Annotated in this window: 12 protein-coding genes and 2 pseudogenes; 9 read left to right on the top strand and 5 right to left on the bottom strand. The window is 73.0% G+C overall.

The features are described from left to right. Positions 1-43: 43 nt before the first annotated feature. A complete protein-coding gene (locus FYW95_RS18555; protein ID WP_160051696.1) occupies positions 44-307 on the bottom strand; it encodes a hypothetical protein in 264 nt (87 codons plus the stop codon). Positions 308-500: 193 nt separating this feature from the next. Between FYW95_RS18555 and FYW95_RS18550 the strand changes: the two genes are divergently transcribed. From FYW95_RS18550 to FYW95_RS18540, 3 genes and pseudogenes are all read left to right on the top strand, one after another. Then, positions 501-1,070: a TetR/AcrR family transcriptional regulator gene (locus tag FYW95_RS18550; protein ID WP_159944475.1), complete on the top strand. Its 570-nt coding sequence runs from the start codon at positions 501-503 to the stop codon at positions 1,068-1,070. Positions 1,071-1,226: 156 nt separating this feature from the next. Then, positions 1,227-1,916: pseudogene (locus FYW95_RS18545) on the top strand (GDSL-type esterase/lipase family protein); the annotation flags it as partial. A 53-nt stretch (positions 1,917-1,969) separates the two neighbouring features. Beyond that, positions 1,970-2,638 carry an enoyl-CoA hydratase-related protein gene (locus FYW95_RS18540; RefSeq protein ID WP_159944474.1) on the top strand — a complete coding sequence of 223 codons (669 nt, stop codon included), beginning with the start codon at positions 1,970-1,972 and terminating at the stop codon, positions 2,636-2,638. Between the two features lie 41 nt (positions 2,639-2,679). Here the strand turns inward: FYW95_RS18540 and FYW95_RS18535 are convergent, their stop codons facing one another. After that, positions 2,680-3,657, bottom strand: a complete 978-nt coding sequence (locus FYW95_RS18535; protein WP_159944473.1) for an aldo/keto reductase — start codon at positions 3,655-3,657, stop codon at positions 2,680-2,682. Positions 3,658-3,671: 14 nt separating this feature from the next. Between FYW95_RS18535 and FYW95_RS18530 the strand changes: the two genes are divergently transcribed. Continuing rightward, positions 3,672-3,968, top strand: a complete 297-nt coding sequence (locus FYW95_RS18530; protein WP_236567981.1) for a hypothetical protein — start codon at positions 3,672-3,674, stop codon at positions 3,966-3,968. Between the two features lie 208 nt (positions 3,969-4,176). Continuing rightward, on the top strand, positions 4,177-5,445 hold the full coding sequence (locus FYW95_RS18525) for a purple acid phosphatase family protein (RefSeq protein WP_159944472.1): 1,269 nt from the start codon (positions 4,177-4,179) through the stop codon (positions 5,443-5,445). Between the two features lie 96 nt (positions 5,446-5,541). Here FYW95_RS18525 and FYW95_RS18520 read toward each other — a convergent pair whose 3' ends face one another. Beyond that, positions 5,542-6,342 (bottom strand): TetR/AcrR family transcriptional regulator, encoded by an 801-nt coding sequence (locus FYW95_RS18520; protein ID WP_159944506.1) that lies wholly within the window; start codon positions 6,340-6,342, stop codon positions 5,542-5,544. A 73-nt stretch (positions 6,343-6,415) separates the two neighbouring features. On the opposite strand from FYW95_RS18520, the gene FYW95_RS18515 reads away from it, so the two are divergent. After that, complete coding sequence (locus tag FYW95_RS18515; RefSeq protein WP_160050594.1) at positions 6,416-8,674, top strand: ATP-binding cassette domain-containing protein; 2,259 nt, start codon at positions 6,416-6,418, stop codon at positions 8,672-8,674. A 78-nt stretch (positions 8,675-8,752) separates the two neighbouring features. Here the strand turns inward: FYW95_RS18515 and FYW95_RS18510 are convergent. After that, positions 8,753-9,312 (bottom strand): annotated as a pseudogene (locus FYW95_RS18510) (DUF1062 domain-containing protein). 262 nt (positions 9,313-9,574) lie between these two features. Here FYW95_RS18510 and FYW95_RS27775 point away from each other — a divergent pair. From FYW95_RS27775 to FYW95_RS18500, 3 genes are all read left to right on the top strand, one after another. Beyond that, positions 9,575-9,886: an MDR/zinc-dependent alcohol dehydrogenase-like family protein gene (locus FYW95_RS27775; protein WP_201294921.1), complete on the top strand. Its 312-nt coding sequence runs from the start codon at positions 9,575-9,577 to the stop codon at positions 9,884-9,886. Between the two features lie 25 nt (positions 9,887-9,911). Further along, positions 9,912-10,199, top strand: a complete 288-nt coding sequence (locus FYW95_RS27770) for a zinc-binding dehydrogenase (RefSeq protein WP_236567980.1) — start codon at positions 9,912-9,914, stop codon at positions 10,197-10,199. A gap of 150 nt (positions 10,200-10,349) precedes the next feature. Continuing rightward, positions 10,350-10,880, top strand: coding sequence for a sugar O-acetyltransferase (locus FYW95_RS18500; protein WP_201294926.1), 531 nt, complete (start codon positions 10,350-10,352; stop codon positions 10,878-10,880). A 61-nt stretch (positions 10,881-10,941) separates the two neighbouring features. On the opposite strand, the gene FYW95_RS18495 is transcribed toward FYW95_RS18500, so the two are convergent. After that, a complete protein-coding gene (locus FYW95_RS18495; protein WP_201294919.1) occupies positions 10,942-12,828 on the bottom strand; it encodes an ABC transporter ATP-binding protein in 1,887 nt (628 codons plus the stop codon). Positions 12,829-12,947 lie beyond the last annotated feature (119 nt).

The raw sequence follows: 12,947 nt of genomic DNA, 5'->3' as shown, positions 1-12,947 counted from the left end.
CCTCTGGTCTCCGTGGACGGTGTGCGCACCCGGGGCGGCACGCTCAGGTCGCGGGGCCGGTCAGCGCGGCCAGGAACACCGGCCACTGGTCGGCCAGCCACGCCTGGCGGCGGTCACCGTCCCCAGCCGCCGAGCCGCTCCAGAGTGCGGAGGAAGAGCGCGTCCCCGGAGGCGACCCGGGCGGCCACGAAGGCCCGGGCGGTCGCGGGCAGGGCGCGGCGGCCCGGTGGTGGCGGCGCAGGAGTGCGGCGGTCGAGCACAGCGTCTCCTCGGCCAGCGCCCAGGCGGGGAAGGGCGGAAGCGCCACCTCGCCCTCGACGTAGCCCAGCTCCTCACAGCCGTCCCCGCGCAGGCGCCGGGGACGGGGGAACGCCGTCGAACCCCTCGCGGGCCCGTGCCCTGAATCCAGCGCTTGGACGACAGCTACCTGAAGAAGAGTTGGATTTACCTAAAGTCTTTAGGCAAATCTAGGGTTGTCCATAGGAACAGGGAGGAAGTTTATGGTTCGGGCGGGGCTGTCCACCGAACGGGTGGTGCGGGCGGGCGCGGAGCTGGCCGACGAGGTCGGCTTCGACCAGGTGACCGCCTCGGCGCTGGCCCGGCGGCTCGGGGTCACGGTCGCGAGCCTGTACTCGCACGTGCGCAACTCCCAGGACCTGCGGACCCGGATCGCCCTGCTGGCCCTGGAGGAGATGGCCGACCGGGCCTCCGAGGCCCTGGCCGGGCGCGCGGGCAGGGAGGCCCTGGCCGCCCTGGCCAACGTCTACCGCGACTACGCGCGCGAGCACCCCGGCCGCTACGCCGCGGCCCAGCTGCGGCTGGACCCGGCCACGGCGGCCGCCAGCGCCGGGGTCCGGCACGCCCGGATGACCCGGGCGGTCCTGCGCGGCTACGACCTGGCCGAGCCGGAGCAGACCCACGCGGTCCGCCTGCTGGGCAGCGTCTTCCACGGCTACGTGTCCCTGGAGCTGGGCGGCGGGTTCAGCCACAGCGCGCCCGACACCGAGCAGACCTGGTCGCGGACCCTGGACGCCCTGGACGCCCTGCTGCGCCACTGGCCCGCTCCCTGAACCCTGGACACGCCCGCCTCCCGCACTCCGACAGGTCGAGGACGATGCACGACATCTCCGCATGGACCACCACGCCCCTCACCCCCGGGCTGCTGCGCGGCGCCCTGGAGGTGGAGCACACCGAACGGGGCGTGCTGGCGCACCGGCTGCCCGCCCGGGCCCGCGCCCGACCGGGGCCGTGCGGTGTGGCTGCACCACGGCAGTTCGATCAGCCACGGCTCGGACGCGGCCAGCCCGACCACCACCTGGCCCGCGCTGACCGCCTCCCTGGGCGGTGCGGACCTGGTCAACCTGGGGCTGGGCGGCAGCGCGCTGCTGGACCCCTTCACCGCGCGCACCATGCGCGACGCCTCCGCCGACCTGCTCAGCGTCAAGATCGGCATCAACCTGGTCAACAGCGACCCGATGCGCCTGCGCGCCTTCGGGCCCGCGGTGCACGGCTTCCTCGACACCCTGCGCGAGGGGCACACCGACGCTCCGCTGCTGGTGGTCTCGCCGCTGTACTGCCCCCTGCACGAGGACACCCCCGGCCCCGGCGCCTTCGACCTGGGCGCCCTGGGCGAGGGCAGGCTGGGGTTCCGGGCCACCGGGGACCCGGCCCAGGTGGCCGAGGGCAAGCTGACGCTGACCGTCATCCGGCGGGAGCTGGAGCGGATCGTGGGCGAGCGGGCGGGGCGGGACCCGCACCTGTACTACCTCGACGGGCGCGAGCTGTACGGGGAGGCGGACTTCGCCGAGCTGCCGCTGCCCGAAGGGCTGCACCCCGACGCCGCCGCGCACCGCCGCATCGGTGAGCGCTTCGCCGCGCGGGTCTTCGACGGCGGGCCGTTCGCGGCGGGGGCCTGAGCGGCTGGCCTATGCTGTCCAGCACAAGTTACTGGCCAGTAGAAGGAGCCCCCATGCCCGTGCTCGAACACCACGACGAGGTCCTCGTCCTGGACCTGGGCGACGGTGAGAACCGCTTCCACCCCGACTGGATCGCCGCCGTCGACTCCGCCCTGGACGAGGCCGAGCGGGTCACCGGGCCCCGCGCCCTGGTCACCGCCGCCACGGGCAAGTTCTACTCCAACGGCCTGGACCTGGAGTGGCTGGGCGCCAACGCCGACCGCCACCAGGAGTACCTCGCCAGCGTCCAGCACCTGTTCGCGCGCCTGCTGGCCCTGCCCATGCCCACCGTGGCCGCCCTGCAGGGCCACACCTTCGCCGCGGGGGCGATGTTCGCGCTGTGCCAGGACGTGCGGGTGATGCGCGCCGACCGCGGCTTCTGGTGCCTGCCCGAGGCCGACATCAACATCCCCTTCACCCCGGCGATGTCCGCGCTCATCCAGGCGCGGCTGTCCCCCCGGGTGGCCCACGAGGCGATGGTGACCGCCCGCCGCTACGGCGGCCACGACGCCGCGGCCGCGGGCATCGTGGACCAGGCGGTGGAGGAGGCGGCGGTGCGCTCCACCGCCGTGGAGCTGGCCCGCTCCCTGGCCCCCAAGGACGCCGCCACCCTGGGCACGATCAAGGAGCGCATGTACGCGCCCGTGCTGGAGCTGCTGCGCCAGGGGGAACCGGCGGTCTGACGCGTGGGGGCGGGGCGCACGGCCCCGCCCCCACGCGCGGGTCACCACAGGTGGTGGACCTGGGGGCGGATCAGCTCGTCGTAGACCTCGCGGACCCGGGCGCGGGTGGCGGCGTCCAGCGGGGGCAGCTCGGCGGCGGCCGCGTTGCCCCGGGCCTGGGCGGCGTTGCGGGCGCCGGGGATGACGACGCTGACGCCCTCCTGGTCCAGGATCCAGCGCAGTGCGAACTGCGCCATGGTGGCGCCCTCGGGCACCAGGGGGCGCAGACGCTCGACCGCCTTCAGGCCGGTGGCGTAGTCGATACCGGAGAAGGTCTCACCCCGGTCGAAGGCCTGGCCCTCGCGGTTGAAGTTGCGGTGGTCGTCCTCGCTGAAGGCGGTGTCTGCGCTGAACCTGCCCGAGAGCAGGCCGCTGGCCAGGGGGACGCGGGCGATGACGCCCACCCCGGCCTCGCGGGCGGCGGGCAGGACCCGCTCCAGGGGCTTGTGCCGGAAGGCGTTGAGGATGATCTGGACGCTGGCCACGTGCGGGCGCGCTATCGCGGTCAGGGCCTCGTCCACGGTCTCCACCGAGACCCCGTAGGCGCGCATGCGGCCCTCCTCGACCATGGCGTCCAGGTCGTCGAAGACGGCGTCGGTGGCGATGACGCTGGAGGGCGGGCAGTGCAGCTGGACCAGGTCGATGGTGTCCACGCCCAGGTTGGCGCGGGAGCGGTCGTTCCAGGCGCGGAAGTTGTCGGGGTTGTAGTTGGCGGGGACCTGCTCCAGGCGGCGGCCCATCTTGGTGGCCACGGTGAGGCCGGGGCGTTCCCTGAGCAGCCGGCCGACGAGCCGCTCGCTGCGCCCGTCGCCGTAGACGTCGGCGGTGTCGAAGAAGGTGACCCCGGCGTCGGCTGCCGCGTGCAGGGCGTCCATGGCGTCGGTCTCGCTGACCTCGCCCCAGGAGGCCCCGATCTGCCAGGCGCCGAAGCCGATGACGCTGACGTTTGTGCTGGTGCGGCCGAGTACGCGTGTTTCCATGGGGGCGATCCTACGTGTCTGGGAGCGTTCCCAGTCGCGCGGGCCGCCCCTGCGGCTCCTGGACGGGCGACTCCTCCAACTGGAAGGCGTGCCGCAACACCACCTCCTCGCTGTGGAACAACGGCTGCCCCGGCAACCTCGACGACGTGTGGGCCTACTGGGGGCTCAACCACTCCGGGGCCCGCCGGGGCGTACACAACGGCGTGGTCCTCAACGACCTGCGCCAGTGGACCTTCGACCCGGGCACCGGTTCCGGTTCCGGCCAGGCGCTGAACAACAACGTCTCCTCCCACAGGTGGACCAACCTGTGACCTGCGGGCAGGGCCCTCGGCGGCGGAAACCCCCGTCCCGCCGCGCCGAAGGCCCTGCTTCCCGCGCGCTCGCGGCCGGGAGGGGTCCCCGGAACACGGCCGTCGCGTTCACTTGGTTGCTACCGATAGTCACAGGGAGTTCACGGGACGTTGCCCACGGGCGGTTACCTTCGCTGCGTCAGCCTCCCCGTGACAGAAAGGCCCCGTCTTGTCCCCCTTCAGCGCACGACGACCCCTCGCCCTGCTGTGCACGACCCTGCTGGCCCTGACCACCGCGGTGGCCACCGCGCCCACCGCGGCCGCGGCCACCACCCCCGAACGCGTCCTCCTGTCGCCCACCGCCGACCCCGCCACCTCCCAGACCCTCACCTGGCGCTCGGACACCTCCGCCAACCCCACCCTGCAGATCGCCCCGGCCTCGGCCCCCGGCCAGGTCACCACCGTGGCGGGCACCAACACCGCCTCGGTCGGCGGCACCTTCCACAGGGCCACCGCCACCGGGCTGGCCCCCGACACCGCCTACCGCTACCGGGTGGGCGACGGCACCGACTTCAGTCCCTGGCGCACCTTCACCACCGCCGCCTCCGACGCCGACCCCTTCACCTTCCTGTACTTCGGTGACGTCCAGAACGGCATCTCCTCGGGCGCCGCGCCCGTGGTGCGCGCCGCCCTGGCCGCCGAACCCGACGCCGAACTGGCCGTGCACGCCGGCGACCTGGTCGACTCGTCCAACAGCGAGGCGCAGTGGACGGAGTGGTTCGAGGCCTTCGGCCCCGAGGCCACCGGCACCATGAACCACGTCACCACCCCCGGCAACCACGAGTACTCCCTGTTCTCCCTGAGCCGGTACTGGACCCCGCAGTTCCCCGGCGCCGGCAACGGCCCCACCAGCGGCAACCACCTGCCCCAGACCGTCTACCACACCGACTACCAGGGCGTGCGCTTCATCGTCCTCAACTCCAACTACCGCGCCGCGGCCCCGCTGAGCAGCAGCTCCTGGCTGGCCACCCAGCAGCGCTGGCTGGAGCAGGCCCTGGCCGGCAACCCCCACCCCTGGACCGTGGTCACCTTCCACCACCCGGTCTTCTCCAACAGCCCCAGCCGTGACAACGCCGCCCTGCGCCGCGCCTGGCTCGACACCCTGGAGTCCCACGACGTCGACCTCGTCCTGCAGGGCCACGACCACTCCTACGCGCGCGGCAACCTGACCGCCAACCGCACCTCGGACCCGGCCGTGCAGACCGGGCCGGTCTACACCGTCGCGGTCACCGGAACCAAGATGTACGGCGCCTCCACCGCCAACTGGACCGAGAACGGCGCCGAGGCGCGGGTGCAGCTGGCCAACACCCAGACCTTCCAGACCGTGCGGGTGGACGGTGCCCGCCTGCACTACACCGCCCGCACCGCCGACGGCACCGTCGTGGACTCCTTCACCATCGACAAGACCGACGGCAAGCGCGTGACCGACACCCTGTGACACCCCCGCGCCGCCCCCGCCCGCTCGGGGGCGGCGCCCCGGCCGCCCCCGACGCGCTCCCGGCGCGCCGCCGGTCCCAGGCCGGTTCCACCGTCCTCAGGTCCGCGCGCCGATCGCGCCTTGGATGCCGTCGAGCAGCGCCTCCAGCCCGAACCGGAAGGTCTCCCAGGCTTCCTGTTCCAGGTAGGGCTCGTCCTCGTCGTCGTTGAGGAAGGCGCCCTGTTCGGCCATGAGGGTCAGGGTGGGGAAGCGCTCGGCGAAGTCGGGGGCCACCTCCTCCAGCTGCGCCGAGCGCGCGTACCACCACTCGTCCTCAGGCACCCCCGTGACCGCCTCGGCCCGCCGCGCCTCGGCGGCGGTCTGGACGGATCCGCGCACCAGGGTGAACAGGTTGCCGTAGGCGCCGCGGATCCGGACGGGGGCCAGTCCGGCGCGGTACAGGACCCGGGCCAGGGACTCGAAGAGCCGGTACTGGTTGGGCCCCAGCACCGGGCGGGCCTGGGAGACCTCCAGCGTCCAGGGATGGCGCAGGAAGAAGTGCCACAGTCGCACCGCCCAGGAGGTCGTGGCCGCCCGCCAGTCGGGCTCGCCGTCGGCTTCGGCGGCCTCGACCAGTTCGGCGAACACGTGGTCGTACATCAGCTCGACGAGATCGTTCTTACTGGCCACGTAGGTGTACAGGGACATGGCGGTGCGGCCCAGGCGCTCGCCCACCGCACGCATGGACAGCGCCCCCATCCCCTCGTCGTCGGCCACGGCCACGGCGGCCTCCACCACCAGGTCCACGCTGAGCTCGGGCTTGGGGCCCGGCGCGGTGCGCGCGGGCCCCTCGTCGGGGGCCCGCCACAGCAGGGCCATGCAGCGACGGGGGTCGCCCTGTCCGGCGTAGACCACCACTTGCATCTCCTTAGGGCATAAACTAACCTTCGCGGGCCATCAGTTTATCGCATAAGGAATCCTGAGGAGCAGCGTGCCTTCCGAGACCGCCGCCGACGCCCACGACACCATCCAGGTCCGGGGGGCCCGGGAGAACAACCTCGCCGACGTCAGCCTGGACATCCCCAAGCGGAGGTTGAGCGTCTTCACGGGCCTGTCCGGCTCGGGGAAGTCCTCGCTCGTCTTCGGCACTATCGCCGCCGAGTCCCAGCGGCTCATCAACGAGACCTACAGCACCTTCGTCCAGGGCTTCATGCCGAGCCTGGGACGCCCCGACGTGGACAGCCTGCGCAACCTGAGCGCGGCCATCATCGTCGACCAGGAGCGGATGGGCGCCAACTCCCGCTCCACCGTGGGCACCGCCACCGACGCCGCCGCCATGCTGCGGATCGTCTTCAGCCGGGCGGGCACCCCGCGCCTGGAGCCCTCCAGCGCGTTCAGCTTCAACCACGCCGAGGGCATGTGCTCCGAGTGCGAGGGCCTGGGCCGCACCAACCGGATCGACACGGAGGAGCTCTTCGACCGCGACCTGTCCCTGAACGAGGGCGCCATCACCGTCCCCGGCTACGGGGTGGGCGCCTGGTACTGGCAGGTCATGGCCCACTCCGGGCTGTTGGACCCCGATCGCAGGCTGCGCGACTACACCGAGGAGGAGTGGCACACCTTCCTGCACCAGCCCGCCACCCGCGTCAAGGTGGGCACGAACTCCTTCTCCTACGAGGGTTTGCTGGTCAAGCTCAAACGCACCTACCTGGCCAAGGACCGTGAGGCGATGCAGCCGCAGATCCGCGCGTTCGTCGACCGCGCGGTGACCTTCTCCACCTGCCCCGAATGCGAGGGCACCCGCCTCAACGAACGGGCCCGGTCGGTCAGGGTGGCCGGGCGCACCATCACCGAGTGCTCGGCCATGCAGGTCGACGACCTCGCCGCGTTCGTGCGCGGCCTGGACGAACCCTCCGTCAAGCCGCTGCTGGACAACCTCGGCCACACCCTGGAGTCCCTGGTCCAGGTGGGGCTGGGCTACCTGAGCCTGGACCGGGAGTCGGGCACCCTGTCCGGCGGGGAGGCCCAGCGGGTCAAGATGGTCCGCCACCTGGGCTCCAGCCTCAGCGACGTCACCTACGTCTTCGACGAGCCCACCGTGGGACTGCACCCGCACGACATCGAGCGGATGAACACCCTGCTACTGAGCCTGCGCGACAAGGGCAACACGGTCCTGGTGGTCGAGCACAAGCCCGAGACCATCGCCATCGCCGACCACGTGGTGGACCTGGGGCCCGGCGCCGGTCCCGCGGGCGGGCACGTCACCTACTCCGGGGACGTGGCCGGGCTGCGCGCCTCGGGCACGCTCACCGGCGACCACCGGGCCGCGCTGCGCGAGCGGGTGCGCCAGCCCGCCGGCGCCCTGCCCATCAGGGGTGCCACCAGCCACAACCTGAAGAACGTGGACGTGGACATCCCGCTGGGGGTGCTCACCGTGGTCACCGGGGTCGCGGGGTCGGGCAAGAGCTCGCTCGTCCACGGCGCCCTGCCCGGGCGCGAGGGCGTGGTGGTGGTCGACCAGGCCCCGATCCGGGGGTCGCGCCGCTCCAACCCGGCCACCTACACCGGGCTGCTGGATCCGATCCGCACCGCCTTCGCCCGGGCCAACAAGGTCAGGGCATCGCTGTTCAGCGCCAACTCCGAGGGCGCCTGCCCCGAGTGCAAGGGCGCCGGAGTCGTCTACACCGACCTGGCGATGATGGCCGGGGTGGCCTCCACCTGCGAGCGGTGCCGGGGCAGGCGGTTCCGCCCCGAGGTCCTGGTCCACACGCTGCGCGGCAGGAACGTCAGCGAGGTCCTGGAGATGTCCGTGGTCCAGGCGCGGGAGTTCCTCACCTCCGGCCAGGCCCGCACCATCCTGGACCGGCTGCACGACGTGGGACTGGGCTACCTCACCCTGGGGCAGCCGCTGACCACCCTGTCCGGAGGCGAGCGCCAGCGGCTCAAGCTGGCGGTCAGCATGGCCCGGCAGGGGGCGGTGTACGTACTGGACGAGCCCACCTCGGGCCTGCACCTGGCCGACGTGGACCGCCTGCTGGCGCTGCTGGACCGCCTGGTGGACGACGGCAACACGGTGGTGGTCATCGAGCACCACCAGGCGGTGATGGCACACGCCGACCACATCATCGACCTGGGCCCGGGCGCCGGGCACGACGGCGGCCGGGTGGTCTTCGAGGGCAGCCCCGCCGCCCTGGTGGCCGGGGCCGACACCCTCACCGCCCGCCACCTGCGCGCCTACCTGGGCCGCTGAGCCGGGGCCGGGAAAGTGCCTGTCCCCCGCCGTTCGAGGCGGCGGTCCCCGCCCGGGGCGGGACCGCCGCGGACCCCGCTAGTTCGCGGCCAGCACGGTGCAGGTGAACCCGGTGCTCACCGGGCGGCGCAACGGCACGTCGCACTCGACCCGGCGCAGCACCTCGTTCCTGCTGAGGCCGAGCCCCCGCGCGATGAGCCGGTCCGGGCGCACCGGCACCGGATCCGCGAAGACGACCTCCACCCGGGTCGGCCACCCCTCGTCGAGCCACGCCGACGGGGCCTCCAGCCGCCAGGCCCCCTCCAGTCCAGGGCGAAGCGGTTGCGCCGGGCGAGCAGCGGATCCAACAGCCGGGAGGCCACCAGCTCCGGATCGTTGGCGTGGTAACCGTCGAGCTCGGACGGGTCGAGGGACCTGACCGAGGCCCGCTCGTGCACGGTGGGCTTACTCGTGCGACCGCAGGAGACGTAGCGGACCAGCAGCCACACGTCCAGCAGCTTGCCGTTGGCGTTGACGCGGAACCTGCCCTCGCCGGCGGTGGCCGACTCCGACTGGCAGTCCACGCACCGCGGCGACAGCAGCGGCAGCCTGGTCCGACGCACGATCCAGGGCAGCACGGTATGGGGTTGGGAAGACATGATCTCTCTGGACCTGACACGAGGCCGATTGCGCGCGGCATCAAACGCCGTACGACCGGGCGCGCGCGGGCAGCCCGGCAGAGCCGACGGGAGGGTCGGCTTCAGGGTGAGCGGAAGAAGGTGTCAGGTCCGCAGAGCAGGCGGGGTCACGCTGGTTCGTCCCCTGTCCTCACGGCGGCGGGGCCGCGGGCAACCTACAAGGACGCGGAGAGGGGCTCAAGGGGTTTTTCCGGCCGCGACGCCCTTCGGCGCCCCGGCGGCGGTGCCGCGGCCGGAAGGCCGGCCCGGCCTCAGCCCGCGGGGGAGGCGGGGCGGCGCCGCGGCGCTGCCCTCCTCGGCCCTGACCGCCCACCAGTCGCTGTTCGAGCACGCCCGGCTGCGCGCGGGGCAGAGCGTCCTGATCAACGGCGCGGGCGGCGCGGTGGGCGGATACGCCGTCCAGCTCGCCCGGCGGGCCGGGGTCACCGTCACCGCGACCGGCAGCGAACGCAGCCGGGAGCGCCTGCGCGCCTACGGCGCGGACCGGATCATCGACCACACCGCCACCCCGCTTCCGGAAGCGGGGTGGCGGTGAGCGCTTCGACGCGGTGCTCAACCTGGTGACCACCACGCCGGGGGAGACCGCGTCCCTGGTGGACCTGGTCGCCGACGGCGGAGCCCTCGTCAGCACCACCACCCCCGGCCCCGAGGAGGCGGGCCGCGGGGTGCGCACGGTGCGCGTGTTCGCGCGCAGCGACGCCGCCCGGCTCACCGAACTCGTCGCCCGGGTCGACGCGGGTGAGCTGGAGGTCACCGTGGCCCAGCGGCTGCCGCTGGCCGGCCTGGCCGCGGTGCACGACCAGGCCGTCTCCGGGCGCCTGCCGGGCAAGACGGTCCTTCTTCCCTGACCCCGGGCGAGGCGGTTGAGCGGAACGTGCCGCTCGGACGCCTCCAGGGCGTGCCTCACCCGGAGCCGGTCGGCGCGGTCCAACGCGCCCGGTCTAGGCTCGAGGCGCATCCGACTCGAAGGGACCGTGGTGACCAGCCAGAAGGAACGCATGCTCGCCGGTGAGCTCTACCGCGCCGACGATCCCGAACTGCAGGCCGACCTCATCCGCGCCGAGAAGCGCTCCGAGGCGTTCAACGACTCCTCGGTCGACGACCCGGCCCGCCGGGAGCTGCTGGCCGAGCTGGTGGGGGAGCTGGGCGAGGACACCTGGGTCCGCCCGCCCCTGCGCGTGGACTACGGCTACCGGATCAGCATCGGACCGCGCACGTTCGTCAACTGCGGCGCGGTGATGCTGGACGTGGCGCCGATCCGGATCGGCGCGGACGTGCAGATCGGCCCGAACGTGCAGCTGCTCACCCCCACCCACCCCGTGGACCCCGAGCAGCGGCGCGCCAAGTGGGAGGCGGCCGAGCCGATCACCATCGGGGACAACGTGTGGCTGGGCGGCGGGGTGATCGTCTGCCCGGGTGTGAGCATCGGGGAGAACACCGTGGTGGGTGCCGGTGCGGTGGTGGTGCGCGACCTTCCGGCCAACGTCGTGGCGGTCGGCAACCCGGCCCGGGTCATCCGCCGCCTCTGAGGCGACGGGGTCCGTCCCCCGGTGTGGCGCCACCGGAGGACGGGGTTCGGGGCGGGCGGGCTCACCCGGTCGCGGCGGGCGCGGGGTCCCCGGCGGCGAACTGGGTCCGGTACAGCTCGGCGTAGCGCCCGCCCCGAGCGAGCAGCTCCTGGTGGGTGCCGCGCTCCACGATCCGTCCGGCCTCGACCACGAGGATGGCGTCGGCGGCGCGGACCGTGGACAGCCGGTGGGCGATGACCAGGGCGGTGCGCCCCCGCAGGGCCTCGGCGAGGGCGGCCTGCACCGCGGCCTCGGAGGTGGAGTCCAGGGCCGAGGTGGCCTCGTCCAGGATGACCACCTCGGGCTCGGCCAGCAGCAGGCGGGCGATGGTCAGCCGCTGGCGCTCACCGCCGGAGAAGCGGTAGCCCCGCTCGCCGACCACGGTGTCCAGCCCGTCGGGCAGGGCCGCGACGAGCTCCTCCAGGCGGGCGCGGCGCAGCACGTCCCACAGGTCCTCCTCGGTGGCCCCGGGCCGGGCCAGCAGCAGGTTGGCGCGGATGGACTCGTGGAAGAGGTGCCCGTCCTGGGTGACCATGCCCAGGGTGGCGCGCACCGAGTCGAAGGTCAGGTCGCGCACGTCCACCCCGCCCAGGCGCACGGCCCCGGAGTCCACGTCGTACAGGCGCGGGGCCAGCTGGGCGATGGTGGACTTGCCCGCGCCGGAGGAGCCGACCAGGGCGACCGTCTGGCCGGGTTCGACGCGGAAGGACACCCCGTGCAGGACCTCGCGCTGCTCGGTGACGTCGAGGGTGGCGACCTCCTCCAGGGAGGCCAGTGACACCTTCTCCGCCGTGGGGTAGGCGAAGGTGACGTCGTCGAACTCCACCGAGACCGGCCCCGGGGGGACCGTTCGGGCGTCGGGCTTCTCGGCCACCAGGGGCCGCAGGTCCAGGACCTCGAAGACCCGGCTGAAGCTGACCAGGGCGCTCATGACCTCCACGCGGGCGCTGGCCAGGGCGGTGAGCGGGGCGTACAGGCGGGTGAGCAGCATGCCCATGGACACCACGGTGCCCGCGTCGAGCTGACCGCGCAGCGCGTAGAACCCGCCCAGGCCGTAGACCAGGGCCAGGGCCAGGGCGGAGACCAGGGTCAGCGCGGTGAAGAAGACCTCCTGGACCATGGCGGTGCGCACGCCGATGTCGCGGACCCGGCTGGCCCGGCGGGCGAACTCCGCGGACTCCTCCCGGGGGCGGCCGAAGAGTTTGACCAGGGTGGCGCCGGGCGCGGAGAAGCGCTCGGTCATCTGGGTGCCCATGGCCGCGTTGTGCACGGTGCGCTCGCGTTCGATGCGGGCCAGCCGAACGCCCATGCGGCGGGCGGGCACCACGAACAGCGGCAGGAGCAGGAGGGCGAGCAGGGTGATCTGCCAGGACAGGGCGAGCATCACGGCCAGGGTCAGCACCAGGGTGACCAGGTTGCTCACCACCCCGGAGAGCACGTCGCTGAAGGCGCGCTGGGCGCCGATGACGTCGTTGTTGAGGCGGCTGACCAGGGCGCCGGTGCGGGTGCGGGTGAAGAAGGCGACCGGCATGCGCTGGACGTGGTCGTAGACGGTGGTGCGCAGGTCCAGGATGAGGCCCTCACCGACGCGGGCCGAGAGCCAGCGCACGAGGAGTCCCAGGCCCGCCTCCAGCAGGGACACGGCGGCGATGAGGGCGGCCAGGAACAGCACCGTGTCCAGGGCGCCGCCGCCGGTGAGGGTGTTGACGACCCTTCCGGCCAGGAGGGGGGAGGCCACGGTGAGGACCGCGGTGAGCACGCTCAGGGCCACGAACCAGGACAGGTGTCGTGCGTGGGGCCGCGCGAAGGAGGCGATGCGGCGCAGTACGGGCAGGGAGAAGGGGCGCTGGTCCTCACGGGCGTGCATCGCGTGGTAGATCGAGTTCCACGCGGCCATTTCCATACTCATGGTGGTCCACCGGCTCTGTCGGGGCTGTTGCGGTGAACACTAGAACCTCAACAAATGTTGAGGTCAATGTCGCCGCGCCCCCGGCGGACACCCGTGGCGGCTCGGCCCGGGGCATGTTC

Source organism: Nocardiopsis sp. FR4, from assembly GCF_009830945.1.
In the GTDB taxonomy this organism is placed as follows: domain Bacteria; phylum Actinomycetota; class Actinomycetes; order Streptosporangiales; family Streptosporangiaceae; genus Nocardiopsis.
Note: the sequence above shows the minus strand (reverse complement) of the source record. Positions and strands in the feature narration are given on the sequence as shown.

What these genes read in the sequence shown, in the direction of transcription:
- FYW95_RS18500 (WP_201294926.1), top strand. Translation starts at nt 10,350, where the DNA reads ATGCTCGCCGGTGAGCTCTACCGCGCCGACGATCCCGAACTGCAGGCC.
- FYW95_RS18535 (WP_159944473.1), bottom strand. Translation starts at nt 3,657, where the DNA reads ATGGAAACACGCGTACTCGGCCGCACCAGCACAAACGTCAGCGTCATC.
- FYW95_RS18495 (WP_201294919.1), bottom strand. Translation starts at nt 12,828, where the DNA reads ATGAGTATGGAAATGGCCGCGTGGAACTCGATCTACCACGCGATGCAC.
- FYW95_RS18540 (WP_159944474.1), top strand. Translation starts at nt 1,970, where the DNA reads ATGCCCGTGCTCGAACACCACGACGAGGTCCTCGTCCTGGACCTGGGC.
- FYW95_RS18550 (WP_159944475.1), top strand. Translation starts at nt 501, where the DNA reads ATGGTTCGGGCGGGGCTGTCCACCGAACGGGTGGTGCGGGCGGGCGCG.